The 23,539-nt window shown below is 72.6% G+C and carries 20 protein-coding genes; 9 read left to right on the forward strand and 11 right to left on the reverse strand.

The annotated features are described in order from the left end of the window. The coding region (locus ACWCPN_RS28910) for a condensation domain-containing protein (RefSeq protein ID WP_451211849.1) at positions 1 to 902 on the reverse strand (902 nt) is incomplete at its 3' end. Positions 903 to 1,723: 821 nt separating this feature from the next. On the opposite strand from ACWCPN_RS28910, the gene ACWCPN_RS28915 reads away from it, so the two are divergent. Continuing rightward, the gene (locus tag ACWCPN_RS28915; RefSeq protein ID WP_451211852.1) at positions 1,724 to 2,395 is read left to right on the forward strand and encodes a LuxR C-terminal-related transcriptional regulator; all 672 of its coding nucleotides are present in this window, start codon (positions 1,724 to 1,726) and stop codon (positions 2,393 to 2,395) included. Between the two features lie 38 nt (positions 2,396 to 2,433). Here ACWCPN_RS28915 and ACWCPN_RS28920 read toward each other — a convergent pair whose 3' ends face one another. Beyond that, the gene (locus ACWCPN_RS28920; protein WP_451211855.1) at positions 2,434 to 3,204 is read right to left on the reverse strand and encodes an ABC transporter permease; all 771 of its coding nucleotides are present in this window, start codon (positions 3,202 to 3,204) and stop codon (positions 2,434 to 2,436) included. After that, positions 3,204 to 4,172 (reverse strand): ATP-binding cassette domain-containing protein, encoded by a 969-nt coding sequence (locus tag ACWCPN_RS28925; RefSeq protein WP_365128604.1) that lies wholly within the window; start codon positions 4,170 to 4,172, stop codon positions 3,204 to 3,206. The genes ACWCPN_RS28920 and ACWCPN_RS28925 overlap by 1 nt, the downstream gene beginning before the upstream one ends. Positions 4,173 to 4,862: 690 nt before the next feature. Between ACWCPN_RS28925 and ACWCPN_RS28930 the strand changes: the two genes are divergently transcribed. From ACWCPN_RS28930 to ddaH, 3 genes are all read left to right on the forward strand, one after another. Beyond that, complete coding sequence (locus ACWCPN_RS28930) at positions 4,863 to 5,900, forward strand: ParB/RepB/Spo0J family partition protein (protein ID WP_392293501.1); 1,038 nt, start codon at positions 4,863 to 4,865, stop codon at positions 5,898 to 5,900. Between the two features lie 258 nt (positions 5,901 to 6,158). Next, complete coding sequence (locus ACWCPN_RS28935; RefSeq protein WP_451211858.1) at positions 6,159 to 6,392, forward strand: MbtH family protein; 234 nt, start codon at positions 6,159 to 6,161, stop codon at positions 6,390 to 6,392. A 125-nt stretch (positions 6,393 to 6,517) separates the two neighbouring features. Then, a complete protein-coding gene (gene ddaH / locus ACWCPN_RS28940; protein WP_451211861.1) occupies positions 6,518 to 7,363 on the forward strand; it encodes a dimethylargininase in 846 nt (281 codons plus the stop codon). A 198-nt stretch (positions 7,364 to 7,561) separates the two neighbouring features. On the opposite strand, the gene ACWCPN_RS28945 is transcribed toward ddaH, so the two are convergent. The 4 genes from ACWCPN_RS28945 to ACWCPN_RS28960 all read right to left on the reverse strand — a co-directional run bounded on the left by ACWCPN_RS28945 (position 7,562) and on the right by ACWCPN_RS28960 (position 13,089). Further along, the gene (locus ACWCPN_RS28945; protein ID WP_451211864.1) at positions 7,562 to 10,372 is read right to left on the reverse strand and encodes an AAA family ATPase; all 2,811 of its coding nucleotides are present in this window, start codon (positions 10,370 to 10,372) and stop codon (positions 7,562 to 7,564) included. A gap of 179 nt (positions 10,373 to 10,551) precedes the next feature. Beyond that, positions 10,552 to 11,460, reverse strand: coding sequence for a DMT family transporter (locus tag ACWCPN_RS28950; RefSeq protein WP_451211867.1), 909 nt, complete (start codon positions 11,458 to 11,460; stop codon positions 10,552 to 10,554). A 133-nt stretch (positions 11,461 to 11,593) separates the two neighbouring features. Further along, positions 11,594 to 12,202: a dihydrofolate reductase family protein gene (locus tag ACWCPN_RS28955; RefSeq protein WP_451211870.1), complete on the reverse strand. Its 609-nt coding sequence runs from the start codon at positions 12,200 to 12,202 to the stop codon at positions 11,594 to 11,596. 74 nt (positions 12,203 to 12,276) lie between these two features. Next, a complete protein-coding gene (locus ACWCPN_RS28960) occupies positions 12,277 to 13,089 on the reverse strand; it encodes an AIM24 family protein (protein WP_451211873.1) in 813 nt (270 codons plus the stop codon). 101 nt (positions 13,090 to 13,190) lie between these two features. Here ACWCPN_RS28960 and ACWCPN_RS28965 point away from each other — a divergent pair, with 101 nt between their 5' ends. Next, positions 13,191 to 13,940 carry an SDR family NAD(P)-dependent oxidoreductase gene (locus ACWCPN_RS28965; RefSeq protein ID WP_451211876.1) on the forward strand — a complete coding sequence of 250 codons (750 nt, stop codon included), beginning with the start codon at positions 13,191 to 13,193 and terminating at the stop codon, positions 13,938 to 13,940. 400 nt (positions 13,941 to 14,340) lie between these two features. On the opposite strand, the gene alc is transcribed toward ACWCPN_RS28965, so the two are convergent. Both alc and allB read right to left on the reverse strand, forming a co-directional pair. Further along, complete coding sequence (gene alc / locus ACWCPN_RS28970; protein ID WP_451211878.1) at positions 14,341 to 15,456, reverse strand: allantoicase; 1,116 nt, start codon at positions 15,454 to 15,456, stop codon at positions 14,341 to 14,343. Between the two features lie 55 nt (positions 15,457 to 15,511). Continuing rightward, positions 15,512 to 16,849, reverse strand: coding sequence for an allantoinase AllB (allB, locus tag ACWCPN_RS28975; RefSeq protein ID WP_451211881.1), 1,338 nt, complete (start codon positions 16,847 to 16,849; stop codon positions 15,512 to 15,514). A 273-nt stretch (positions 16,850 to 17,122) separates the two neighbouring features. Here allB and ACWCPN_RS28980 point away from each other — a divergent pair, with 273 nt between their 5' ends. Then, a complete protein-coding gene (locus ACWCPN_RS28980) occupies positions 17,123 to 17,914 on the forward strand; it encodes an IclR family transcriptional regulator (RefSeq protein ID WP_365128623.1) in 792 nt (263 codons plus the stop codon). 130 nt (positions 17,915 to 18,044) lie between these two features. Here the strand turns inward: ACWCPN_RS28980 and ACWCPN_RS28985 are convergent, their stop codons facing one another. Next, a complete protein-coding gene (locus ACWCPN_RS28985) occupies positions 18,045 to 18,359 on the reverse strand; it encodes a DUF5955 family protein (protein ID WP_451211884.1) in 315 nt (104 codons plus the stop codon). Between the two features lie 129 nt (positions 18,360 to 18,488). Here ACWCPN_RS28985 and ACWCPN_RS28990 point away from each other — a divergent pair, with 129 nt between their 5' ends. Both ACWCPN_RS28990 and aceB read left to right on the forward strand, forming a co-directional pair. Next, positions 18,489 to 19,100 carry a nucleotidyltransferase family protein gene (locus tag ACWCPN_RS28990; protein WP_365128627.1) on the forward strand — a complete coding sequence of 204 codons (612 nt, stop codon included), beginning with the start codon at positions 18,489 to 18,491 and terminating at the stop codon, positions 19,098 to 19,100. A 184-nt stretch (positions 19,101 to 19,284) separates the two neighbouring features. Then, the gene (gene aceB / locus ACWCPN_RS28995) at positions 19,285 to 20,910 is read left to right on the forward strand and encodes a malate synthase A (RefSeq protein ID WP_451211887.1); all 1,626 of its coding nucleotides are present in this window, start codon (positions 19,285 to 19,287) and stop codon (positions 20,908 to 20,910) included. 48 nt (positions 20,911 to 20,958) lie between these two features. On the opposite strand, the gene ACWCPN_RS29000 is transcribed toward aceB, so the two are convergent. Then, positions 20,959 to 21,873, reverse strand: a complete 915-nt coding sequence (locus tag ACWCPN_RS29000) for a HipA family kinase (RefSeq protein WP_451211890.1) — start codon at positions 21,871 to 21,873, stop codon at positions 20,959 to 20,961. 742 nt (positions 21,874 to 22,615) lie between these two features. Here ACWCPN_RS29000 and ACWCPN_RS29005 point away from each other — a divergent pair. After that, on the forward strand, positions 22,616 to 23,539 hold a 924-nt coding region (locus ACWCPN_RS29005), incomplete at its 3' end, for an ice-binding family protein (protein WP_451211892.1).

Genomic DNA, 23,539 nt, shown 5'->3' on the forward strand with positions numbered 1-23,539 from the left:
AACTCCACCCCGTCGCACACCACCGCCACCGCACCCGGCGACACCGCCACCCGACCCGCCACCAACGACACCACCGTGTCGCCCCCGGCGGCCTCCGAGACCGTGTCGTCCATGGTGACCGGTGTGGGTGCGGCGGCGGGCGCCAGGTGGTCGCGTTCGTAGGGCAGCAGGACGTCGACCACGACGACGGGGAGCGCCGGGTCGGCGACCACCTGTTCCAGGACCAGCGTGAACCGCTCGGTCAGCTCCTCGGCCGTCTCCCGGTCGAACAGGTCCAGCGCGAACTCCAGATGACCGGCCAGCGTCCGCTCCCCGGACTCCGCCCGCACCTCGTGCATCGCCAGGCGCAGGTCGAGGGTGAGGGGCCGGGTGCCGGCGGGTCCGTTCCGGTCGGTGTCCTCCAGGGTGAACAGCACCTGGAACAGCGGGTGATGAGGGGCCTGGTGGTCCGGGGCCAGCGCTGCCACGAGGTCGGCGAACGGCACGTCCTCGAGTTCGGCCGCCGCCAGCGCCCTGGCGTGGACGCGGTCCAGGAGCGTACCGAAGGAGGGGTTGCCGGACAGGTCCGCGCGCAGTACCCGGAAGGCTTCGGCGTCTCGCACCGCCGGTGCGGGTGAGCCGATCACGATGTCGTCGCCGGCGCCCATGCGGGACAGGAGGACCGCGAAGGCGGACGTGAGGACCGTGGACGGCGTGATGCCGCGGCCAGCGGCGAGTTTCTCCGCCGCGGCGAACAGCTCCGGGCGCAGTTCGAAGCCGGTCACCGCTCCCCTGGAGGTCGCCGCCGCGGGCCGCGGGCGGTCGCCCGGCAGCTCGATCGGCCCGCGTGCGCCGGACAGTTCGGCCCGCCAGTACGCCAACTGCTGCGTCAGCCTGCTCTCGCCCGCGGAGGATGGGGTCACGACAACAGCTCCGTTTCTGGTTGCACCGTGTCATCGGACACGCATCGATCGTCTCGATCCGGACCTGCGGATCCCCGGTCACCGTGCGGACCGGCCTCATCGGTCCCGCACGGCTCGGCTCGGTCAGCCGTCCGCGCCGCCGGTCGGCCTGCCGCGGAAACGCGGCGGCCCGGCGGCCACGGAAAACGTTCAGCGATAAACCGAAGTGACGACCTGCCAAATCGCGGTCGACCCGACGGGAATTCGGTCATTGCTCTCGCCGCCGGAGATTAGCCGGATCGAGCGGCGGTTGTCTGCGGTGGTCGGGAGCGGAATCCGGAATCGTCGATTCCACGGTAAAGATTTGGTTCGTTTCGCGACCGGGAGGTCTGGATCCATGTCCCGCGGCGGCCGGCGGCCTCTCGCCGCACCGCGTGACGATCAGGCTTCGGACCAGTTCGTTTCATGGCGCACGGGGGTGAATGAGGAGTCCGGTTCGGACCGGTCCCCGGAATGCTCCCTCGCGGTACCATCCGAGCGTCCCACTATCCGATCGGGACGTCGAAGGGAAGGCCGCGCGCCGTCGGCGTGTCCGGTTCTTTCCGGCGACCACCGACAATCCGACCAGATTCGTCACACTGCGCCACAGAGCATCAACACGGGGGAATGGCGATGCACGAGCACCTGCGCCTTCGCAGACCACGCCGACCGCGACCGGCTGACCCCCAGTCGCACCAAACCCGCCGTCCCGGATTAAATCCGGCATCCGTACCCCTCGGGCGATATCGGCACGGCAACGGAATACCGGAAAGCGGCACAACCGGCATGCCGGGGCGGTCGGAATGACAATAGAGCCGAAAGGTGACATCCGGATAGTTCTGGTCGACGACCACCGGCTGTTCCGGGAGGGCGTACGGGTGATCCTCTCCGTGGAACACGACCTCCAGGTCGTCGCCGAGGGCGGAGCCGCGGAAGCGGTGGGCATGGTGGCCGAGCACCACCCGGACATCCTGCTGCTCGGGGTGCAGCGCCCGGGCACGGCACCGGTGATGACGATCCGCCAGGTGACCAGGGTCTCGCCCGCCACCCAGGTGGTCATCCTCTCCACCCACTCCGACAACGACCTGATCCTCAGTCTGGTGACCGCCGGGGCCGCCGCCTATCTGTCGAAGAACATCGGCGGCCAGGAGCTGCGGTCCGAACTGCGGCTGGCGGCCTGCAACAGCAGGATGTTCACGGTGCGGGTGCCGCGGGCCAGGATGGCCGGCCACCAGGCGCACGTGCGGCCACTGGTGGCGCTCACCGAGCGGGAGACCGAGGTGCTGCGGCTCGTCAGCCAGGCGATGACCAACTCGCAGATCGCCACCAAGCTCTTCGTCAGCGAGGCCACCGTCAAACGGCATCTGACGAACGTCTTCACCAAGTTCAAGGCGCGCTCCCGGCTGGACGCGGTGAACCGGGCCGTCGCGCTGGGCCTGCTCGACGGCCACGAGGGCCGGGCCGGTATCGGCTGACCCCGGTCGGCGGTGCCCACCGCGCCGGCCCGGAGGCCCTACCGGACGGTCTTCCTGCCGAAGACGGACCTGGCCCACGCGTAGCCGACGACGGCGATCCCGGCGCACCACACGACGGACAGCCAGGCGTGGTCACCGACCGGCTGGTCGGTGACCAGGCCCCGCAGTGCGTAGATGACGTGGGTGATCGGCTCGTTCCTGGCGAACGCCAGCAGCCAGCCGGGCATGCCGTCGAGGGGTGCGAAGGCACCCGACAGGAACGGCAGGAGCGAGACCAACGACGCCATGCTCGCCGCGGAGGACGTGTTCGCCGCGGCGAGTCCCATGCCGGTGGCCAGCCACGAGACCGCGAACAGCATCAGCAGCACGATGCCGGCCGCCGCGAGCCAGCGCAGCGGGCTGCCGCTGGGCCGGAAGCCCATGCCGAGTCCGGCCAGCACGACCACCACGACACCGAACCCGGTGCGGATGGTGTTGCCGACGACGTGCCCGACGAGGACCGAGCCACGCGAGATGGCGAGGGTGCGGAACCGGTCGATGACGCCCTCGTTCATGTCGGTGCTCACCGCGACGGCGGTGGCGCTGCACGAGTAGGCGGCGCCCATCACGACGACGCCCGGGATGAGGTAGTCGATGTAGCGTCCGCCGCCGACGTTCAGCGCGCCGCCGAAGGCGTAGTTCATCAGGCACAGCAGCACGAGCGGCAGCGTGATCGACATCAGCAGGGTCGACGGGTTGCGCCGGGTGTGCCGGAGCACCCGGCGGATCATGGTCGTCGAATCGGACACCGCGTAGCCGATGGCGCTCATCAGATGGTCGCTTCCTGTGCGTCGGCCTCGTCGGCGCCGCGGCCGGTGAGCGCGAAGAACACGTCGTCGAGATCCGGGGAGTGGATGGAGAGGTTGTCGACGTCGATGGACTGGTCACCGAACTTGTCGAGCAGGCCCTTGATCGAGGCCACGCTGCCGTCGCTGGGCACGTCCACCGAGAGCAGGTCGCCGTTGCTCCTCGGATCGCCGAGGATGCCGCGGGCGGCGTCCAGGCTCTGCTGGTTGGCGAAGGTCAGCGTCACGTAGCCGCCGGGCACGCGCTTCTTCAGCTCGTCCGGGGTGCCCTCGGCGACCAGCCGGCCGCCGTCCAGCAGGGCGATCCGGTCGGCCATGTGGTCCGCCTCGTCGAGCATCTGGGTGGTGAGGAAGATCGTGGTGCCCTCCGCCACCAGCTCGGAGACCAGCTGCCACATGGTGCGCCGGCTGCGCGGGTCCAGGCCGGTCGTCGGCTCGTCGAGGAAGATGACGGCGGGCCGGCCCATGAGGCTCATCGCCAGGTCGAGCCGGCGCTTCATGCCGCCGGAGTAGTGGGTCGCGGCCTTGCGGGCGGCGTCCACCAGGTCGAAGCGCTCCAGCAGTTCGGCCGTCCGCGCCCGCCCCTCCCGCTTGCCCAGATGCGCCAGATCGGCCATCAGCAGCAGGTTCTCCTCGCCGGTGAGGAGCTTGTCGACCGCGGAGAACTGGCCGGTGACACCGATCGCGGCGCGCACCGCACGGGGCTCGCGGGCCAGATCGTGACCGGCCACCCGGGCCTGCCCGGCGTCCGCGCCGATCAGGGTGGTGAGGATCTGCACGGTGGTCGTCTTGCCGGCGCCGTTCGGGCCCAGCAGGGAGAACACGGTGCCGGCGGGAACCTCGAAGTCGATGCCGTCCAGCACCGTCTGCGGGCCGAACGCCTTCCGGAGCCCGGCCACCTCGATCGCGTTGGCCGAGGGCGCGCTTGTCATGTTGTCCTCATCTTCTCGTCGACCTCATCGACGGACGCTGGATGGCCTGCGAAGGCACCTGCCGCACGGTGCGAGGGGGATGGACGGACGGCTCGCCGAGAGTGGGTCCGCCTCACGAACTCCGGTCGGCCGACGGGAGCGGACCGCCCGGGGCCGGCCGCCCGGCGCAGCCAAGCTAGGGCGCCCGCGGTATTCGAGCAATATCGCGACGGCGCGACCGGCGACGGCAAGTCCTGTCTGCCACAGATGAGTTGACGGCCGCATGCGGATATTCCGCGGTCGGCCGGGGCGTCCCCGGCGGCGGGGATCGGCCATCGCGCCGGTGCCGGTACCCGGCCCGGCGCGAGACGGTACCGGGCGGGCGTTCGCGGAGCCGGCGGTGACCGTGCCGAGCACCGGGCGGCGGGTGCCGGGCCACCACCCGGTTCCGGCCAACGCCGGCCGCCGGCGCCGGCACGAAGGCACGGTTCCGTCCGGTCCGCACAATGAGACGAAAGTCGTAGACGGCGTACCACCCCCCGCTCAACTAGGAGTCGAGGGGCGCAGAGCGGATCGCGGAGTCCGGAACTCGCTGTTTTACTCACGGCTGGCGGGACGATCTCGGCGCCAGGCGGCCGGCAGGGCGCCGGAGGTCCGCACACCTCCGACGGCAGACGGGGGTCCGCGATGTTTCGAAACGGGGGCAACACATTGGGCGTCACATACGTAAGTTCCCTGCGGCAGAACCGGGTCGCCGCACGACCCCGGCTGAGCGAGGTCCGCGACATCCGGGACAGTGACATCGTCACCGTCTCGATCGCCTCGCTGCTGCCGGCGAACTCCCCGCGGCTCACGGAGGTGGACGAGCACATCCAGGTGCTCTCCGAGACCGACTCCGAACTCCCTCCCATCCTGGTGCACCGCGACACCCTGCGGGTGATCGACGGCATGCACCGGTTGCGCGCGGCCCAGCGGCGGGGCGCCACGACGATCGCCGTGCGGTACTTCGACGGGGACGAGCGTGAGGCGTTCGTCCTGTCGGTACGGCTGAACAGCGCGCACGGCCTGCCCCTGACGCTGGCCGACCGCAAGAACGCGGCCCTGCGCATCATCAACTACCACCCCGAGTGGTCGGACCGGTCGATCGCCGGGCTGGTCGGCATCTCCGACAAGACGGTCGGTGCCATCCGGCGGCGGGAGGGCGACAAGCTCCCCCAGCTGACGAGCCGGATCGGCCGGGACAACGAGAGCTACCCGCTCAACGCCATGCAGGGCCGGCTGCGCGCCAGCGAACTGTTCCGGCAGAACCCCGACGCCAGCACCCGTGAGGTCGCGCGGCTGGCCGAGATCTCCGCCACCACCGCCAAGGACGTCCGCAACCGGCTGCTGCGCGGCGAGGACCCGGTGCCGCCGAAGCAGCGCGAGCGGCAGGGCGGCACGGCGCAGCCCGTCCGGCCGGCCCAGCCGGTCCGCCCCCTGCCGGCCCGGGCGGCGCGGGCCCGGCGGCCCTCCGCCGTCGAGCTGAGCCGGCTGCGTACCGATCCGTCGCTGCGGATGTCGGAGTCGGGCCGCACGCTGCTGCGCTGGCTGGAGGCGCTGGGCAGCAACGAGGGCGAGTGGTCGGCGATCGCCGAGTCCGTGCCCAGCCACTGCGCGCCGGCCGTCGCGGAGATGGCCCGGCGGCGGGCCGACGACTGGCAGAGCTTCGCTATGGCCCTGGACCGACGCGTTCGGATAACTTCCGTTTAACCGGCGGGTTTCAGCCGGTGCCCGCCCGTCGCCCACCGACCTGACTTCAATTCAGCCGGTCTTACGCCGAGTCCGACTTCTGTTCAGCCGGACTTCGTCAGCCGTCCGGCCGCGGTTCGACTCGACTTGGCCCAGCCTGACTCGAATTCAGCCGGACCGCGATTTCACCCGGCCGCGATTCCAACCGCCCTGATTCGGCGGATGATCCAGCCGAACCCCTTCACTCGGACAATTCGCATCATCCCGCGGAGAGGCATCATGAGCGTGAACCCATTCGACGACGAGTCCGGCCGGTTCTTCGTGCTCGTCAACGACGAGGATCAGTATTCGCTGTGGCCGGCGTTCGCCGAGATCCCCGAGGGCTGGCGGGTCGTGTTCGGCGAGGAGGGCCGGGCCGAATGCCTGGACTTCGTCGAGAAGAACTGGACGGACATGCGCCCCAGGAGCCTGCGGGTGGCGATGGAGGCGGACAGCGGCGGCGCCGTCGTCTGATCCCCCGGCCACCGGAAGGCCCGGTTCGCCCCACACCGGCCCGAACCGGGCCTTCCGGCGGTTTCCGACCCTGGTTCCGATCCGCGCGGAAGACCTCCGGGCATCCCAGAAAGGGCCCCTCACGCGTGCCTGGTATCCCCAGATCCGCACGACGCCGGCATTACCTGCTGTGCGCGCCGACCCACTTCGACGTCCGCTACTCCATCAACCCGTGGATGGACCCCGGGCAGCCGACCTCCGGCGATCTGGCCGTCTCCCAGTGGCAGCGGCTGCACGGCCTGCTCGTCGACCTGGGGCACACCGTCGAGCTGATCGAGCCGGTGCCCGGTCTGCCCGACATGGTGTTCGCCGCGAACGGCGCGATCGCGGCGGGCGGCCGTGCGCTGGTGGCGCGGTTCCGCCACCCGGAGCGGGCCGGTGAGGCTCCCGCCTACCTCGACTGGTTCCGCGACCGCGGCTACCACGACGTACGCCAGGCCACCGTGGCCAACGAGGGCGAGGGCGACTTCCTGACCGCCGGCAAGCTCATCCTGGCCGGCCAGGGGTTCCGCAGCGACCCCGCCTCGCACGACGAGGTGCGTGCCTTCTTCGGCAGGGAGGTGCTGAGCCTGCGCCTGGTGGATCCGCGCTTCTACCACCTCGACACGGCGATCGCCGTCCTCGATGACGAGGAAGTCATGTATCTGCCGCGGGCGTTCGCCCCGGAGAGCCGGGAACTGCTCGCGGAGCGCTACCCCGACGCGATCACCGCCACCGAGGACGAGGCCTGTCTGTTCGCCCTCAACGCGGTCTCGGACGGCCGTCACGTGCTGCTGCCGACGGCGGCCACCCGGCTCGCCGCCCAGTTGCGGGAACGCGGTTTCGAGCCGATCGGCGTCGACACCACCGAGTTGCTCAAGGCGGGCGGCGGCGCGAAGTGCTGCACGCTGGAGCTGCACGGGACGGTGCCCGAACCGTCCGGTCCGAACTGACCGGAGCCCACGCGCGCGTGCGGCCGGTCCCTGGCGGGCCGGCCGCATCTCGTTGTGCGGACCTTGCCGGTACGGATCTCGTGGCCGTGCTGCCCCGGGCCTCGCGGCCGTGCCGCCCCGGGCGTCGCGGCCGTGCCGCCGCGAGCCTCGTGGCCGTGCCGCCGCGGGGCACTCGGCTCCGTCCGCTGAGCCCCGGGATCATTCCCGGGGGGCGAGGTGCGCGGCCAGTTGGGAGCGGCCCCTGATGCCCAGTTTCCGGTACACACGGGTCAGATGCTGTTCGACGGTGCTGACCGTGATGGACAGGCTGCCGCTGATCTCCAGGTTCGTCCGGCCCAGCGCGGCGAGTTCGGCGACGCGCAGTTCCGCCGTGCTGAGCGTGTCCGCGCCGCTGCTCTCCGGTTCGGTGCGCGCGGTCGCCGACAGGCGGGGCAGCACCGACACCGACGCCACGCTGCGGGACCCCGCGCCACGCTCCGGTCCGGGAGCCCGGGGTGCCTGCGCGGCGGCGCGGCGCTGGGGCACCCGGTCCAGCATGCGTGACGTCCGGTAGGCCTCCCAGCGGTGACCGCACTCGGTGAACTCCCCGGCGGCCTGCCGCAGCGTTCCGCGCAGCTCTCCCGGGTCCCCCGTGAGCGCCAGCACCCGCAGGGCCAGACCACGGGTGCAGCCGTCCGTCTCGGCGGCCAGCGCCAGCTGCCCGGCGGCGAGCCGCCGGGCGGCTCCCTCGTCGCCGAGGGCGAGCCGGGCCGCCGCGAGGTCGGCCCGCCAGGGCGCCACGGCCGGCAGATCGGTGCCGAGGGCCGTGAGCAGCCGGCCGCACTCGGAGAAGTCGGCCACCGCGGCGAGCAGTTGGCCGGTGGCCAGGAGGTAGTGCCCGCGGGCCCTGAGGAACCGGACGCCGGGCAGTGTCCGCAGCACGCCGTCCGGCAGTGGGTGCGTCAGCAGGTCGGCGGCTCGCTCGTACTCCTCGGCCTCCGTCCACGCGAGCAGCAGCGTGCCGAGCGGGTCGCAGATCGCCGCCCCCCAGTCCTCGGCCGGGAGCAGGCTGAGCGCGTGCCGGGCGAGATCGGCCGCGTAGGAGACGTCACCGCTGCGGAGGACCGCCGAGGACCACATGCCGGTGAGCACCGCCTGCCAGGTCACCGCGCCACGCCGGTCGGCCTCGGCCTTCAGGGAGCGCCACCAGGTCTCGGCGTCCCGCGTCCGGCCGGCGTGGACCAGCGCCAGCACCGCGGTCATCAGGGCTTCGAGGGTGTCGTCGGCGAGCCGGCAACTGCGCAGGAGGCGTTCGGCGGCGTCGGTCGACGCGGGGTCGCCGGGCCGGGCCCAGATGCCCGAGAGGGCCGTGCCGGCGAGCCGCCACGGGTCGTCGGCGGACAACTCCGCGGGCACGTCCGGCCCGGAGGGTACGGCGGACTCCGCCTGGGTGGGTGAACCGTCCTCGCCGGGCCCGAACCACCAGGTGTGGGCGAGGTGGAGGCCGGTCCCGGTCCGGGAGTCGGGTGCCATGGCGGCGAGGGTCCGCCGGCTCGCCCGCCAGCCCGGCTCGTCGCCCTCCCAAAGGGCCTGCCGTGCCGCGGCGGCCGCTTCGGTCCGGGTGGGCGGCGTGCTGTCGTCGGCCGGGAGCCGTCGCAGCGCCTGGAGGTACCGTCTGCTCGCCGAGGGTGCCATGCGCCAGGTGTGGTGGGCCAGTTCGGCCAGCACGAGCCGCTTGCCGGCGGTCGTGTCCGCGGCGGTGAGGGCCAGTTCCAGGCACTGCACGGCGAAGTCCGGGTCGTTGTCCGCGGCGGCCTGCCCGGCCGCCGCGCGCAGCACGGGCACCGTCCAGTGCGCCGGGGCCGATCCGGCGGCGACGAGGTGGGCCGCCACCTCCCTCGGTGGTGCGCTCTGCCGGAACTTGGCCTCCGCCGAGCGCAGTTGGGCGGCGGTACGGGCCTCGGGCGGGAGCCCGGCGAGGACCGCCGACTCGACCGCGGCGTGCCGGAACCGGCCGTCGGCCAGCAGCCCGGAGCGGGTCAGCGCGTCGAGGGCCGCGCCGGCCACACCGGGCTCGATGCCCACGAGGGCGGCGAGGAGCGGCGCGGCTACCCGGCCGCCGTGGACCGCGAGGACGCCGGCCACCTCGGTCAGCGGCAGGTCCCAGCGGTCGAGGTAGGAGGCCAGGGCGCGGGTGAAGGCGCCGCCGGCCGCCGGGACGGCACCGATGTCACCGGTGGTGAGGCAGTCCTCGGCCAGGGCGCCGGCCAGGAGCGGATTGCCCGCCGCCAGGTGGTGGATCCGGGCCGCCGCGCCGTCGCCCGCGTGGCCGTCGAGCATGTCGCGCACAGCCCTCTCGGTGAGCGGGGCGAGCCGGAGGTGGTGGTGCGGGTGACGGGTGAACACGGTGTGGCGGTCGAGCCGTGGGGCACGGTCCCCCTGACTCGCGGTGTCCCGGAGGGCGAGCACCATGGTCAGCCGCGTCGGGCGGAGTCTGCGCTGGAGGTGCGTGAGCAGCATCAGGGAGGCGCTGTCCGCGAGGTGCACGTCGTCGACGACGAGGACCGTAGGCCGTTCCCGGGCCGCTGCCAGGAGCGCCTTGGCGAGCCGCCACACCGCGTGGGTGAGGTCCGGGGACGCGGCACCGGACTCGCCGACGGCACGGCGGCGGCCGGTGTCCGCGCAGGCGGCCATGGTGTGCGCGGCCTCCTCGGCGGCGGTCGGGGGCAGGTCCGGGCCGGCGAGCAGCTGGTCGATGACGCCGCCGGCGAGGTCCCGTTCGTCCGCGGACCCGGTGGCGCCGAGCGCGCGCACGCCCTCCCGTACGGCGCCGTCGAGGAACTCGTCCAGCAGCCGGGTCTTGCCGCTCGCTACTCCCCCGCTGACCAGGATCAGCCGGCCCGGCCCGGTACGGCCCTCGGCCAGCCGCTCCCGCAGGAACGTGAGAGCCCGGTCCGGCTCGCCCTCCGTCACCGTCGTCCCGGTCGAGGAAGCGCGCTCCGCGCCGTCACTGCCCGTCTCTCCGTACACCCTGGAACCCCGCCGATCCTCCGGGAAACCCCCGCTTCCCCGCGCCCACTGAGGGATGGCGCCAATGGACGGCCGACGTTTCCAGATCGCCCGGCGACTGGCAACTTCCGCACCCGACCACCGCGTTCAGAGGTGAGGCGCGGTCCCGGGGAGGTCCGGGGGCGACGGCGGGCGCTGCGTCAGTCCGCCGCCCGGCGGCCCCAGGCCGTGCCGCCGAGCACCAGTACGCCGCCGACGACTCCGAGCGTCCCGAGCCGTTCTCCGCCCAGGGCGATGCCGGCCGTCGCGGCCCACAGCGGCTCGGTGCCCAGCAGCAGGCTGACCCGGGACGGCGAGGTGCGGCGGACCGCCCACATCTGCACGAAGAACGCGAACAGCGTGCACAGGGCGGACAGGAACAGCAGACCGGCCCACTCGCGCGGGCCGAAGCCGGACGCCGCGGCCCAGGGTGCGGGGGCGCCGGTCCCGGCCGACAGGGCCGCGAAGACGGCGACCGCGGTGCCGAGCTGGACGGTGGTGAGCGGCAGGGCACCCGCGCCGCGCACCGCGCGGAGCCGGGACATGACGAGGACGTGCAGGGTGCGCACGAGCGCGGCGAGCAGCATCAGCAGATCGCCGGAGGACGGCCGGGTGAAGCCACCGCCCTGGGTGAGCAGGACGACACCGAGCACCGACAGGGCCGCGGCGCCGAGGAAGTCGGCGGTGGGCCGGGTGCGGGTGACCGCGGCCTCGGCGAGCGGGGTGAAGATCATGGTGAGGCTGATGATCAGACCTGCGTTGGTGGCCGAGGTGTGCACGACCCCGTACGTCTCCAGCAGGAAGACACCGCTGAGGATCAGCCCCAGCAGGGCGGCGCCGCGCCACTGCGCGGCGGTCAGGGCGCGCAGGGAGCGCAGTCCGGCGGCCGCGAGCGCCGGCAGCACGAGAGCGAACCGCAGGCCCAGGACGGCGAGCACCGTTCGCGCGGTGGTGATGTCCTTCGCGGCGAGGTAGCTGGCGCCCCAGCAGACCGCGACGAGCAGCACGGGCAGGTCGGTGTGCCAGGCGCGGCGGGGCGCGAGGGCGCCGGGTACGGCGATCGACGACATCGGGGCGGCTCTCCCGGTCTTCCGAGTGGGTGCGCGGACGTCGGCGGCTCGCACGGGGAAAGATCACCGTACCGGCGGGACGGTCTTCGGGCCAGATCCCTGGCGCCGGGGTGCCCTCCGCCTCCCGGGGCGGTCAGAACGAGCCGTACTCGGGGCTGCCCAGCAGGTCGTAGCTCTGGATGGAGACGCCCGAGGCGGTGACGCGGCCTCCCGTGTGCGCGAAGCGGGTGGGGACGGCGCCTTCCGTGAACAGCCGGCGGCCGGCGCCGAGGACGACCGGGAAGGTCAGCAGGTGCAGGGTGTCGACCAGCCGCAGGTCCACCAGGGAGCGGAGCAGGGCGCCGCTGCCGTGGATCTGGAGTTCGCCCTCGGTGCGCTCCTTGAGGGCGGCCACCTCCTTGGCGAGGTCGCCGGAGACGACGGTGGTGCCGGACCACCCCGGTGCATCGAGGGTGGCGGAGACGGCGTACTTGGGCAGGGCGTTGAGCGGGCCCGCGACCGGGTCGGCGGGGTCGGTCCTCCTGGGCCAGTAGGAGGCGAAGATCTCGTACGTGCGGCGGCCGAGCAGGAAGGCGCCGGCGCGGCCGAAGGACTCGGTGACGAAGCGGCCGAAGTCCTCGTCGCCGTACGGGAAGGTCCAGCCGCCCTGGTCGAAGCCGCCGCTGGTGTCCTCCTGGGGGCCGCCGGGCGCCTGGTACACGCCGTCGAGGCTGACGAAGATGGTGGAGACGAGCTTGCCCATGACGGGTGCCTTCTTCCTCGGGCGGGGTCCGTTGTCCTCAGGTCGGACCCCGCCGGCACCCGGAACTCATCGGTTCAGCCGGTGTGGGTGGAGAACAGTCCGCCGGTCGGGCCCTGCTTGTCGCCGCCCTGGGCCTTCTTCAGGGCGTTGGCGAGGCTCTCGATGGTGAGGGACTGCAGGATCACCCTGCCGTTGCCCTCCAGGGTGGCCAGGGACAGGCCCTCGCCGCCGAACACGGCGTTCATGACGCCCTGCCGGTTCAGTCCGCCGACGCGCTGGACGCCGTACTGGATGCCCTCCTCGAAGGCGACGACGCAGCCGGTGTCGACCTCGATGCGGCCGCCGAAGTCCGCCGGGTTCAGGTCGATGAAGTTGCCCGCGCCGGCGATGATCACCGTGCCGTGCCCGGTGAACTTCTCCAGGACGAAGCCCTCGCCGCCGCTCATGCCGGTGCGGCCGCCCTGGAAGGCGATGCCGAAGTCGACGCTGGACTCGGCGGCCACGAAGGCGTCCTTCTCGGCGAACCACGCGCGCGTGCCGTCCAGCTCCAGGGCGCGCATCTCGCCGGGCAGCACGCCCGCGAACCCGACGGTGCCCTCACCGCCCTGGGAGGTGAAGTACTGGAAGGCCAGGGACTCACCGGCCAGCATGCGCTGGCCGACCTGCATGGCCGTGCCCATGGCCTGGCGCAGCACGCCGCCCATGCCGCCGGAGCCGTTCTGCTGCCGGCCGCCGTTGCCCGACGGGCCGGACAGGCGGGTCTCCATGGTCACGTTCACCGTCTTGAACAGGAACTTCCCGGCCTCGCAGTACACGGTCTGGCCGGGGCGCAGGTTGACGACCGCCATCTGCATGGCGTTGCCGACGATCTCTTGCTGAAGGGTCACGCGGGGAGAACGCGGGAGATGGAGCGAAGAGTTCCGGGTGTGACGAGGTCGATGTCCGTACGCCGCCGGTGCGGGGCGCCCGCGGCGGCTGGGATGGGGGCATGACGACGAACGGATCTCTCGACGGCAAGGTGGCCCTGGTGACCGGCGGCAGCCGGGGTATCGGGGCGGCGGTCGCGCTGCGGCTCGCGCGGGCGGGTGCGGACGTGGCGGTGACCTATGTGAACGGCGAGGAGGCGGCGGAGGCGGTGGTGCGGGCCGTGGAGGCGCTGGGGCGCCGGGCGGTGGCGCTGCGCGCGGACTCCGCCGACCCGCGGGAGGCGGCGGGCGCGGTGGGCCGGGCGGCGCAGGCGTACGGCGGTCTCGACGTGCTGGTGAACAACGTGGGCGTGGGTCTGCTGGGCCCGCTGGACACGCTGACCACGGCGGACGTCGACCGGGTGCTCGCGGTGAACGTGCGCGGGGTGTTCCTGGCGTCGCAGGGGGCCGCCGCGGTGATGGCGGACGGCGGGCGCATCGTCACCGTCGGCACCTGCATGACGCAGCGGGTGCCGGGGCCCGGCGGGACCCTGTACGCGATGAGCAAGTCCGCCCTGGTGGGTCTGACCCGGGCCCTCGCCCGGGAGCTGGGCGGACGCCGGATCACCGCGAACATCGTCCATCCGGGTCCGACGGACACGGACATGAACCCGGCGGACGGCCCGTACGCGGCGGCGCAGGCGGCGATGACCGCGCTGGGCCGCTTCGGGACGGCCGACGAGGTGGCGGCGACGGTGGCCCACCTGGCGGGCCCGGACGCGGCCTACGTCACCGGCGCGGAGTTCTCCGTGGACGGGGGGCACGCGGCCTGAGACGGCGCGCGGGCGCACCGGCACGCTCCCACCGGTGCGCCCCACGCGCGCGTACCGACGCCGAGCACCGGCCACGAACCGCTGGACACGCTCCCGCGCGCCGGCCGCCGTCGCCCGGCGGGGTCCGCTGGACACGCCCTCGTACGCGTACCGCCGCTGCCCGGGCGGGGCCGCTGAATACGTCACCGCACCCGTGCCGCCGCTGCCCTGGCGGGTGCCGAGACGCCCCGCGCAGCTGACGCCGCTGCCCTGGCGTCGGTCGCCGGATGGGCCGCCGCGCGCCTGCCGCCACTGCCCGGCTATGGCGGCCGGGCATGCCGTCGCGCGTCTTCCGCCGGGGTGCGCGCCCGATGAGACGAGGTGCGCGCCCGGTGACGAGGTGCGCGCGGGTGGCGGCAGGTCAGCCGGCGAGTTCCTGGTGGCGGGCGGCGAGGGCGGTGGCGCCCTCCTCGGTCGGGGTGCCGAAGACGCGGAGGCGGGAGATGCCGCCGTCGGGGTAGATGTCCACGCGCGCGTGGGTGCCGACGGCCGGTTCCGGCAGGACGAAGCGGTGGTTGGTGTCGGGCTGGAGGCGCGTGCGGGGCAGGATCTCCCGCCACTCGCCGTCCTCGCCGTCCCTGACGGACACCGAGGCCCAGCCGGCGCTGTTGCCCTTCAGGTACGCCGTGTCGATCTCGACGGCGCGGATCCGCGCCTGGGCGGCCAGCCGGTAGCGGATCCAGTCGTTGCCCCGGTCGCGGCGGCGGCGCGTCTCCCAGCCGTCGTCCATCTTGCGGGAGCGGCCGGGCTGGATGGTGTTGGTGGCCGGGGAGTAGAAGAGGTCGGAGGCGTCCTCGACCCGGCCGCCGTTCTCCAGCGCGACGACGTCGAAGGTGCCGAGCGCCTCCAGCCACCCCGGGTCCGGGACGACCTCGCCGTACACGCGCAGGCGGGCGATGCCGCCGTCGGGGTGCTGGTTGACCCGCAGGTGGGTGAAGCGCTGCTCGGCGGAGACGGCGAAGCCGTTGGCCGCGTGGCCGCCGATCTCGGTGCGCGGGACGAGCGTCGTCCACTTCACGTCGTCGCCCAGCAGCTGCTCCGGGGACGGGGAGCCGGGCACCGACGTGCCCTCCACGGAGACGGCCTGCGGGTAGTTGCCGCGGAAGTGGGCGGTGTCGACCACGATCCCGCGGATCACGCCGGGCGCGCCGAGCCGGACCAGCGCCCAGTCGTGGTCCTCGTCCGTAGGCCAGGGGTGCCCGGCGGAGCCGCCGCGCCGGCGCCGCGTCTCCCAGCCGTCCATGATCTTGCCCTTGTGCCCGAAGTGCTCGGGGTCGAACTCGGCCCGCTCGGGCACCAGGAGGTTCTCCCGCTGGGCGAAGAACTCGTCGTTGGCGGCGATGACGCCGGCGCCGAGCCGCCGGTCGGCGAGGTCGGCGTACTGGGTGAAGGGGAAGTCCGTGGTGCGGTAGTCCGCGTAGGGGTCGCCTCCTCCGTAGGGGTTCGCGTCGCCGGTGAAGCTCGCAGTCGCCGTCACTGTGATCAGGGTTTCCTTTCGTCGGTCGGCCGCCGCGGTCGCGGGGCCGGGGGAATCAGGGGGTACGGGTCAGCAGTCGCCCCTTCGGTTCGGTGAACTCGCCGTCCGCGGCGATGCGCTCGCCGCGCAGCCAGGTGGACTTCACGACGCCGTGCAGGGTGCGGCCGGCGTAGGCGGTGACCCGGTTGCGGTGCTGCAGGCCGGCCGGGTCGACGGTGAAGGTCTCGTCGGGGGCGAGCACGGCGAAGTCGGCGTCGCGGCCGGGCTCGATGGCCCCCTTGCGGGTCAGGCCGGCCAGGGCGGCCGTCCGGGTGGACATCCAGCGGACGACGTCCTCCAGGCCGTGACCGCGCCGGCGGGCCTCGGTCCACACGGCCGGCAGGCTGAGCTGGAGGCCGGAGATGCCGCCCCACGCGGTGGCGAAGTCGGCCGTCTTCAGGTCGGCGGTGGAGGGCGAGTGGTCGGTGACGACGCAGTCGATGGTGCCGTCGGCGAGGGCCTGCCAGAGCAGGTCCTGGTTGGCGGCCTCGCGGATGGGCGGGCAGCACTTGAACTCGCTGGCTCCGTCGGGGACTTCCTCCGCGGTCAGGGTCAGGTAGTGCGGGCAGGTCTCCACCGTGAGGCGGACGCCCTCGGCGCGGGCGGCGGCGATCAGCGGGAGCGCGTCGCTGGAGGAGAGGTGCAGCACGTGCACGCGCGCGTCGAGGCGTTTCGCCTGCGCTGTCAGGGCGGCGATGGCCGAGTCCTCGGCGGCGCGGGGACGGGAGGCGAGGAAGTCGGCGTACCGGGGGCCGCCGTGCTGCGGGGCGGCGGCCAGCCGGTGCGGGTCCTCGGCGTGCACGATCAGCAGGCCGTCGAAGCCGGCGATCTCGGTCAGGGAGCGAGCGAGCCGCTCCTGGTCGAGGTGCGGGAACTCGTCGACGCCGGACGGGGAGAGGAAGGCCTTGAAGCCGAAGACACCGGCGTCGTGCAGCGGGCGCAGGTCCTTCACGTTGCCGGGCAGGGCGCCGCCCCAGAAGCCGACGTCGATGTGCGCCTTGTCCGCCGCGACCTCCTGCTTGACCCGCAGGTTCGCGACGGTGGTGGTCGGCGGCAGGGAGTTGAGGGGCATGTCGACGAGCGTGGTGATGCCGCCGGCCGCGGCGGCGCGCGTCGCCGTCCAGAAGCCCTCCCACTCGGTGCGGCCGGGGTCGTTGACGTGCACGTGGGTGTCGACGAGGCCGGGCAGCAGCACGTGGTCGCCGAGGTCCTCCAGGCGTGCGGTGGCCGGCACCTGGGCGTCGTACGGCAGTACGGCCGTGATGGTGCCGGCGGACACGGTGACCGTGGCGGCCCGCGTCCCCTCCGGTGTGATGACGCGCGTCGAGCGCAGCACCAGTTCAGCGTCGGACACCCGGACCCCTCTCTCTGCCGCCGTTCACGTCCCGGATACGGGATTTACACCCATGTAACGGACTTCAACGTTCTGTTGAAGGAGTCTTCACTCCCGCTCCCCCGTCGTCAAGGGGCACACTTCTGAACAGCGTCGCGGGGGCAGCAGCTCTGGACGTTTCCACAAAGCGGAATTAGAATTCCGATGAGCAGAACGTAGCTACGTACAAGCAGGGAGTCAACCGGCCGCCGGGTAGGCTTCTGCCCTCCCCGCCAGTCCCGAAAGGAACGTGCCGTGCCGACGTCCAGCGCCAGCACCACCGACTCCGCCAAGTCCTCCGCCGGCGGGGTCCAGTCCCTGGAGCGCGCCTTCGATCTGCTGGAGCGGATGGCGGACGCGGGCGGCGAGGTCGGCCTGAGCGAACTGTCCGCGACCAGCGGGCTGCCGCTGCCCACCATCCACCGGCTGATGCGCACCCTGGTGGCCTGCGGCTACGTACGCCAGCAGCCGAACCGCCGGTACGCGCTCGGCCCGCGGCTGATCCGGCTCGGCGAGTCCGCCTCCCGGCTGCTCGGCACCTGGGCGCGGCCCTATCTGGCCCGGCTGGTGGAGGAGACCGGCGAGACGGCGAACATGGCCCTGCTGGACGGCGACGAGATCGTCTACGTCGCCCAGGTGCCGTCCAAGCACTCGATGCGGATGTTCACCGAGGTGGGGCGCCGCGTGCTGCCGCACTCCACCGGGGTCGGCAAGGCCCTGCTGGCCGGTGTCCCCGACGACGAGGTGCGCGCCCTGCTCTCCCGGACCGGCATGCCGGCCGCGACGGACAAGACCATCACCACGCCGGAGGGTTTCCTGGCGGCGCTGGAGGACGTGCGCCGGCAGGGGTACGCGGTGGACGACAACGAGCAGGAGATCGGCGTCAGGTGCCTCGCGGTACCGGTGCCCGACTCCCCCACGGCCGCCGCGATCTCCATCTCCGGACCGGCCGGCCGGGTCACCGAGGCCGCGACCGAGAAGATCGTTCCGGTGCTGCGGGGCATCGCCGTGGAGCTGTCCGAGGCCCTGGCGAGTTCGGGGGCCTGAGCCTCCGGCGGAAGCCGTGCGGCGGCCGCCCGTACGAGGGCGCGGGCGCCGGGCGGTCACCGTCCGGCCGTGACGGGCGCCGGTTCCGGACGCGTCCGGCGCCGAACGCGCCGCGGCCGGACACCGGGGCTCACCTGCCCGGCGGCTCCCCGAACAGGTCCACCGCCTCGCGGACCTCGGTCAGGCCGCGCGTCAGCGCGCTGACCGAGCCGATCGCGCCCGCGATCAGCAGCAGGGAGCGGCGCAGCCGGGGGGGCTCGGGCACGCCGCCGGCGGCCATCGCCGCGAGCGCGGCAAGCTCGTCCTCGGCTATCCCCCGGTCGGGGAAATCCGCCGGGAGGGCGGCGAGTTCGCGGCGCAGCCGGGACACCGCGGTCCGCAGTCCCGCCACTCTCACGTCCTCGTCGCCGCCGGTCACCGGCCTCTGCTCCAAGCTCCGCGACACAGCCCTCCCCCTCACACGCCGTCGTGCGCGGGTCAGTAAACGCCACGCCGTCCGGGAGCGCCACCACGCGGACCGAAATTCAGCCCAAGGGGCACGGGCCGCGCGGCCCGCGTCGGGTATGCAGGACGCATGACGGACAACCGGGACGGACACGAGGAGAGCGTCGCCGGGCTGCTGCTGGCCGCGGGCGGCGGCAGACGGCTCGGCGGGCGGCCCAAGGCGCTGCTGGAGCACCGGGGGCGGCCTCTGGTCGAACACGCGGTCGGGGTGCTGCGCGCGGCGGGGTGCGGGCGGATCCATGTGGTCCTCGGCGCCGCGGCCGACGACGTCCTGGACCGGGCGGACCTGAGCGGCTGCGTCACGGTGCGCAACCCCGACTGGGCCGAGGGCATGGGCTCGTCGCTGCGCGCCGGACTCGGCTCACTCACCGGTTCGGGGGTGACGGCGGCCCTGGTGAGCCTGGTCGACCAGCCCGGCATCGGGACGGCCGCGGTGACCCGGGTGCTCGACGCGTACGAGGGCGAGAACTCGCTGGTCTCGGCCGCCTACGACGGCGTGCGCGGGCATCCGGTGCTGTTCGGCGCGGCGCACTGGGCGGGCGTCGCGGCGTCCGCCACCGGCGACCGCGGGGCCCGCGCCTACCTGCGCGAACACGCGGCGGCGCTCAGGCTGGTGGAGTGCGCGGACGTGGCCGAGCCCTACGACATCGACACCGAGGCGGACCTGAGCCACCTTGAGTGAACGGGATGGCACCGAGCGCCACCTTGCCTCGACCCGGAGATTCTCGACATCAACAAACCATTGAAGTTCCACAATGAGGAAACTAGTATCCACTGTTCAGAAGCGCCCGGTCGCACAGCGGGCGCGATTCGTCCATTCCGTGCCACTTGGCACCCGGTGCCACCGCTGAAGGAAGTGACAGCTCATGTCCGCACCAGCGCCGTCTCCGCTGGCCATCGTCGACGCCGAGCCCCTGCCCCGGCAGGAGGAGGTCCTCACGGACGCGGCGCTCGCCTTCGTGGCGGAGCTGCACCGGCGGTTCACCCCGCGCCGTGACGAACTCCTCGCCCGCCGCGCGGAGCGCCGCGCCGAGATCGCCCGCACCTCGACCCTGGACTTCCTCCCGGAGACGGCCGCGATCCGCGCGGACGACTCCTGGCGGGTCGCCCCGGCGCCGGCCGCGCTGAACGACCGGCGCGTGGAGATCACCGGCCCCACCGACCGGAAGATGACCATCAACGCGCTCAACTCGGGCGCGAAGGTCTGGCTCGCCGACTTCGAGGACGCCTCCGCGCCCACCTGGGAGAACGTGGTCCTCGGCCAGGTCAACCTGGCCGACGCGTACACCCGGAACATCGACTTCACGGACCCCGGGTCCGGCAAGTCCTACGCCCTGCGCCCCGACGAGGAGCTGGCCACGGTCGTCATGCGCCCGCGCGGCTGGCACCTGGACGAGCGCCACCTCGTCGACGCCGAGGGCCGGCCGGTGCCGGGCGCGCTCGTCGACTTCGGCCTGTACTTCTTCCACAACGCCCAGCGGCTGCTGGACCTCGGCAAGGGCCCGTACTTCTACCTGCCGAAGACCGAGTCGCACCTCGAGGCCCGCCTGTGGAACGACGTGTTCGTCTTCGCGCAGGACCATGTGGGGGTCCCCCAGGGCACCGTCCGCGCCACCGTCCTGATCGAGACGATCACGGCGGCGTACGAGATGGAGGAGATCCTCTACGAGCTCCGCGACCACGCCGCCGGGCTGAACGCGGGCCGCTGGGACTACCTCTTCTCCATCGTGAAGAACTTCCGCGACGGCGGGCCGAAGTTCGTCCTGCCGGACCGCAACGCGGTCACCATGACCGCCCCGTTCATGCGGGCGTACACCGAACTCCTCGTCCGCACCTGCCACAGGCGCGGCGCGCACGCGATCGGCGGCATGGCGGCGTTCATCCCGTCCCGGCGCGACGAGGAGGTCAACAAGGTCGCCTTCGAGAAGGTCAAGGCGGACAAGGACCGCGAGGCGAACGACGGTTTCGACGGCTCCTGGGTCGCCCACCCCGACCTGGTCCCCATCGCCATGGAGTCCTTCGACAAGGTGCTCGGCGACAAGCCGAACCAGAAGGACCGGCTGCGCGAGGACGTCCACGTCGAGGCGGCCGACCTGATCGCCGTCGACTCGCTGGAGGCGAAGCCGACGTATCCCGGACTCGTCAACGCCGTCCAGGTCGGCATCCGTTACATCGAGGCGTGGCTGCGCGGGCTCGGCGCCGTCGCCATCTTCAACCTGATGGAGGACGCGGCCACCGCGGAGATCTCCCGCTCCCAGATCTGGCAGTGGATCAACGCGGGCGTCGAGTTCGAGAACGGTGAGAAGGCCACCCCGGAACTGGCCCGCAAGGTCGCCGCCGGGGAACTGGCGGCCATCCGCGCGGAGATCGGCGAGGAGGCCTTCGCGGCCGGCCACTGGCAGGAGGCGCACGACCTGCTGCTCCAGGTGTCCCTCGACGAGGACTACGCCGACTTCCTGACCCTGCCGGCGTACGAGCGGCTGAAGGGCTGACGGGACCCGGCGGCCCCGGTGGCCCCGGCGGCCGGCCGGGGCCACCGGTCAGCCGAAGTGCACCGCCCCGTCCGGCTCGACCCCTGGCCTGCCGTGCAGGTCGGGTACCCGCTTGAGCCAGTCGGGGCGGCCCGCTTGCGTCCGCGCCGCGCGCGCGGTCTCCTCGGCGGCCAGTTCCGCCGCGCCCGGGAAGTCGGTCGGCAGCCAGTCGGCCGACAGCCGCACCCGCTGCAGCAGGTAGTCGACATAGGCGGCCCGGACGTCGTCGGGGGCCGCGAAGCCCGCGTCCTCGGCCAGCCAGGCGTCCGGCACCTCGGCGACGATCCCGCGCAGCAGTTCCTCGGTGACGCGGGGCGCCAGTTCCGCGTCGGCGGCCAGGACGTCCGGGCCGTAGTGGCCGAGGGCGTGGTGGCGGAAGTCGTACCGCTTGCCCGGGGTGGTGGTGTCCCAGCGGTGGTGGAAGACGAGGGCGGCACCGTGGTCGATGAGCCACAGGCGCGGCGGCACGGTGCCGAGGGTGGGCCACACCATCAGGTTGGAGCTGTGCACCGTGCGGTCCACGTTGACGGTCAGGGCGTCCAGCCAGACGATCCGGCCCGCCTCCAGCGGGTCCACGGGGAAGGACCCGGCGACCTCCGGGGTGAAGTCCGCGGCGCCCGGCAGGTGGTCCATGCCCAGGTTGACGCCCGCGCTGGCGCCGTGCAGCTCCCGGACCTCCTGGTGGGGCTCGTCGGCGGCGATCGCCGGGTCGAAGTGGACGAGGACCAGCTCGGGGAAGCGCAGGCCCAGCGCCCGCGCGAGTTCCCCGACGATCACCTCGGCGACCAGGGCCTTGTGCCCCTGAGCCGATCCGGTGAACTTCACGACGTAGGTGCCGAGGTCGTCGGCCTCCACGACACCGGGCACCGAGCCGCCGGAACGCAGGGGTTCGACATAGCGGGTCGCGGTGACCTCTCTCAGCATTTCTCTGGCCGCTCTTCTCTCTAGCCGTACTACGATCCACGACCCACGTCGGAGGCGGGCCTCGGTCTCCCGCAGGAATGTGAGCATAGTGACCGAGCGTGACAGTTGGCGAGGGCACCGAGCCGCAGAGCAGGACGGCCTTACCGCTCGTCACGCTGGAGGGTTTCGCTGCGTTGTCGAGTGGGAGGACGCCGGCCAGTCGCCCGCTCAGGGCCGGAGCGCTCCCGGCGGGTCCCCGTACGTGCCGTAGCGGCAACAGCGGAGGAGTCCGCTCGTCGAGCGCGGGCGTCTACGAGAACTCGGCGGGCGGTTAACGTCCCTGGCCTCGAACAGAGCCTTTCGGAGCCTTCTCGCGCGCACCTTCACTTCGATGCCGTCGGGTGTCACTCCCGGGGGGAGAGAACCTTATGGGGTCTCTTTTCCGACGCGCTGATGAGGTTCCCGTTCCCCGAACGGGGTTGGGTATCACTCCTCCAGGGGGCGCGATTGCTCCGTTTCCCCGCCTTTCACCGGCCTGGTCTGCGGATTTGCCGCATGGCCCATCCGAGTCAGGCGTATATGCCATCCAGCCCATAAATCACTCCTTTCCGAGGAGATCGGCCAGCCGAGCGAGATGAATTCACTCGTACGGCTCCAGGTCCGATCCATGTGCCTGAGTAATATGCCAGCCGCAGAAACTGGCGATTCCGAGAATTGGGGAATCGCCGGACAAGCCACCCCCCTCAAAGGAGGTGGGCCTTCTATGAAGGTGAATACCCCCGTCGCGCAGCTACGGCGCGCATGGTCGGTCTGGACCGCGGCGCTAGTTGCCGTGGCGACCGCCGCTGTCGTAGTCACCACGACACCCACACAGGCCAGTGCCATCGCCACACCCGTACCTCTGGGTACGGCGGACAGCTTCGCGGTACTGGCCGGTTCCGCGGTCACCAACACCGGTCCCTCAGTGATCACCGGTGATCTTGGAGTGAGTCCGGGAACGGCCATCAGCGGCTTCCCGCCGGGCCTGGTGCTCGGGGCGCAGCACTCGGCGGACGCGGTGGCCGCCCAGGCCAAGACCGACCTGGTCGCGGCATATGACGACGCCGCCGGCCAGGCGACAGACGGGGCCCTCCCCGCGGACGCCGGTGGCCTGACGCTGGTACCGGGCGTCTACACCGCTTCCTCCACCCTCGGCCTCACAGGGACCCTCACCCTGGATGCCCAGGGAGACCCCAACGCCGTGTGGGTGTTCCAGATCGGTTCGGGTCTGACGACCGCGTCCGCCAGCCGGGTGCTTCTCGTCAACGGCGCCTCACCGTGCAACGTGTTCTGGAAGGTCGGCAGCTCTGCCGCCCTCGGCACCGACTCCACCTTCGTGGGCAACATCCTGGCCCTGACGTCGATCACCGCCACGACGGGCGCGACCATCGACGGGCGGGCGCTCGCCCGCAACGGGGCCGTGACTCTGGACACCAACACCATCACCCGGCCGCAGTGCGCGGCCGGCACCACCGGCACCACCACCGCGGGCACGACCGGCACCACCACCGCGGGCACGACCGGCACCACCACCGCGGGCACCACCGGCACCACCACCGCGGGCACGACCGGCACCACCACCGCGGGCACCACCGGCACCACCACCGCCGGGACAACGGGCACCACCACCGCGGGCACGACCGGCACC

This window comes from Streptomyces sp. NPDC002386 (assembly GCF_053593175.1).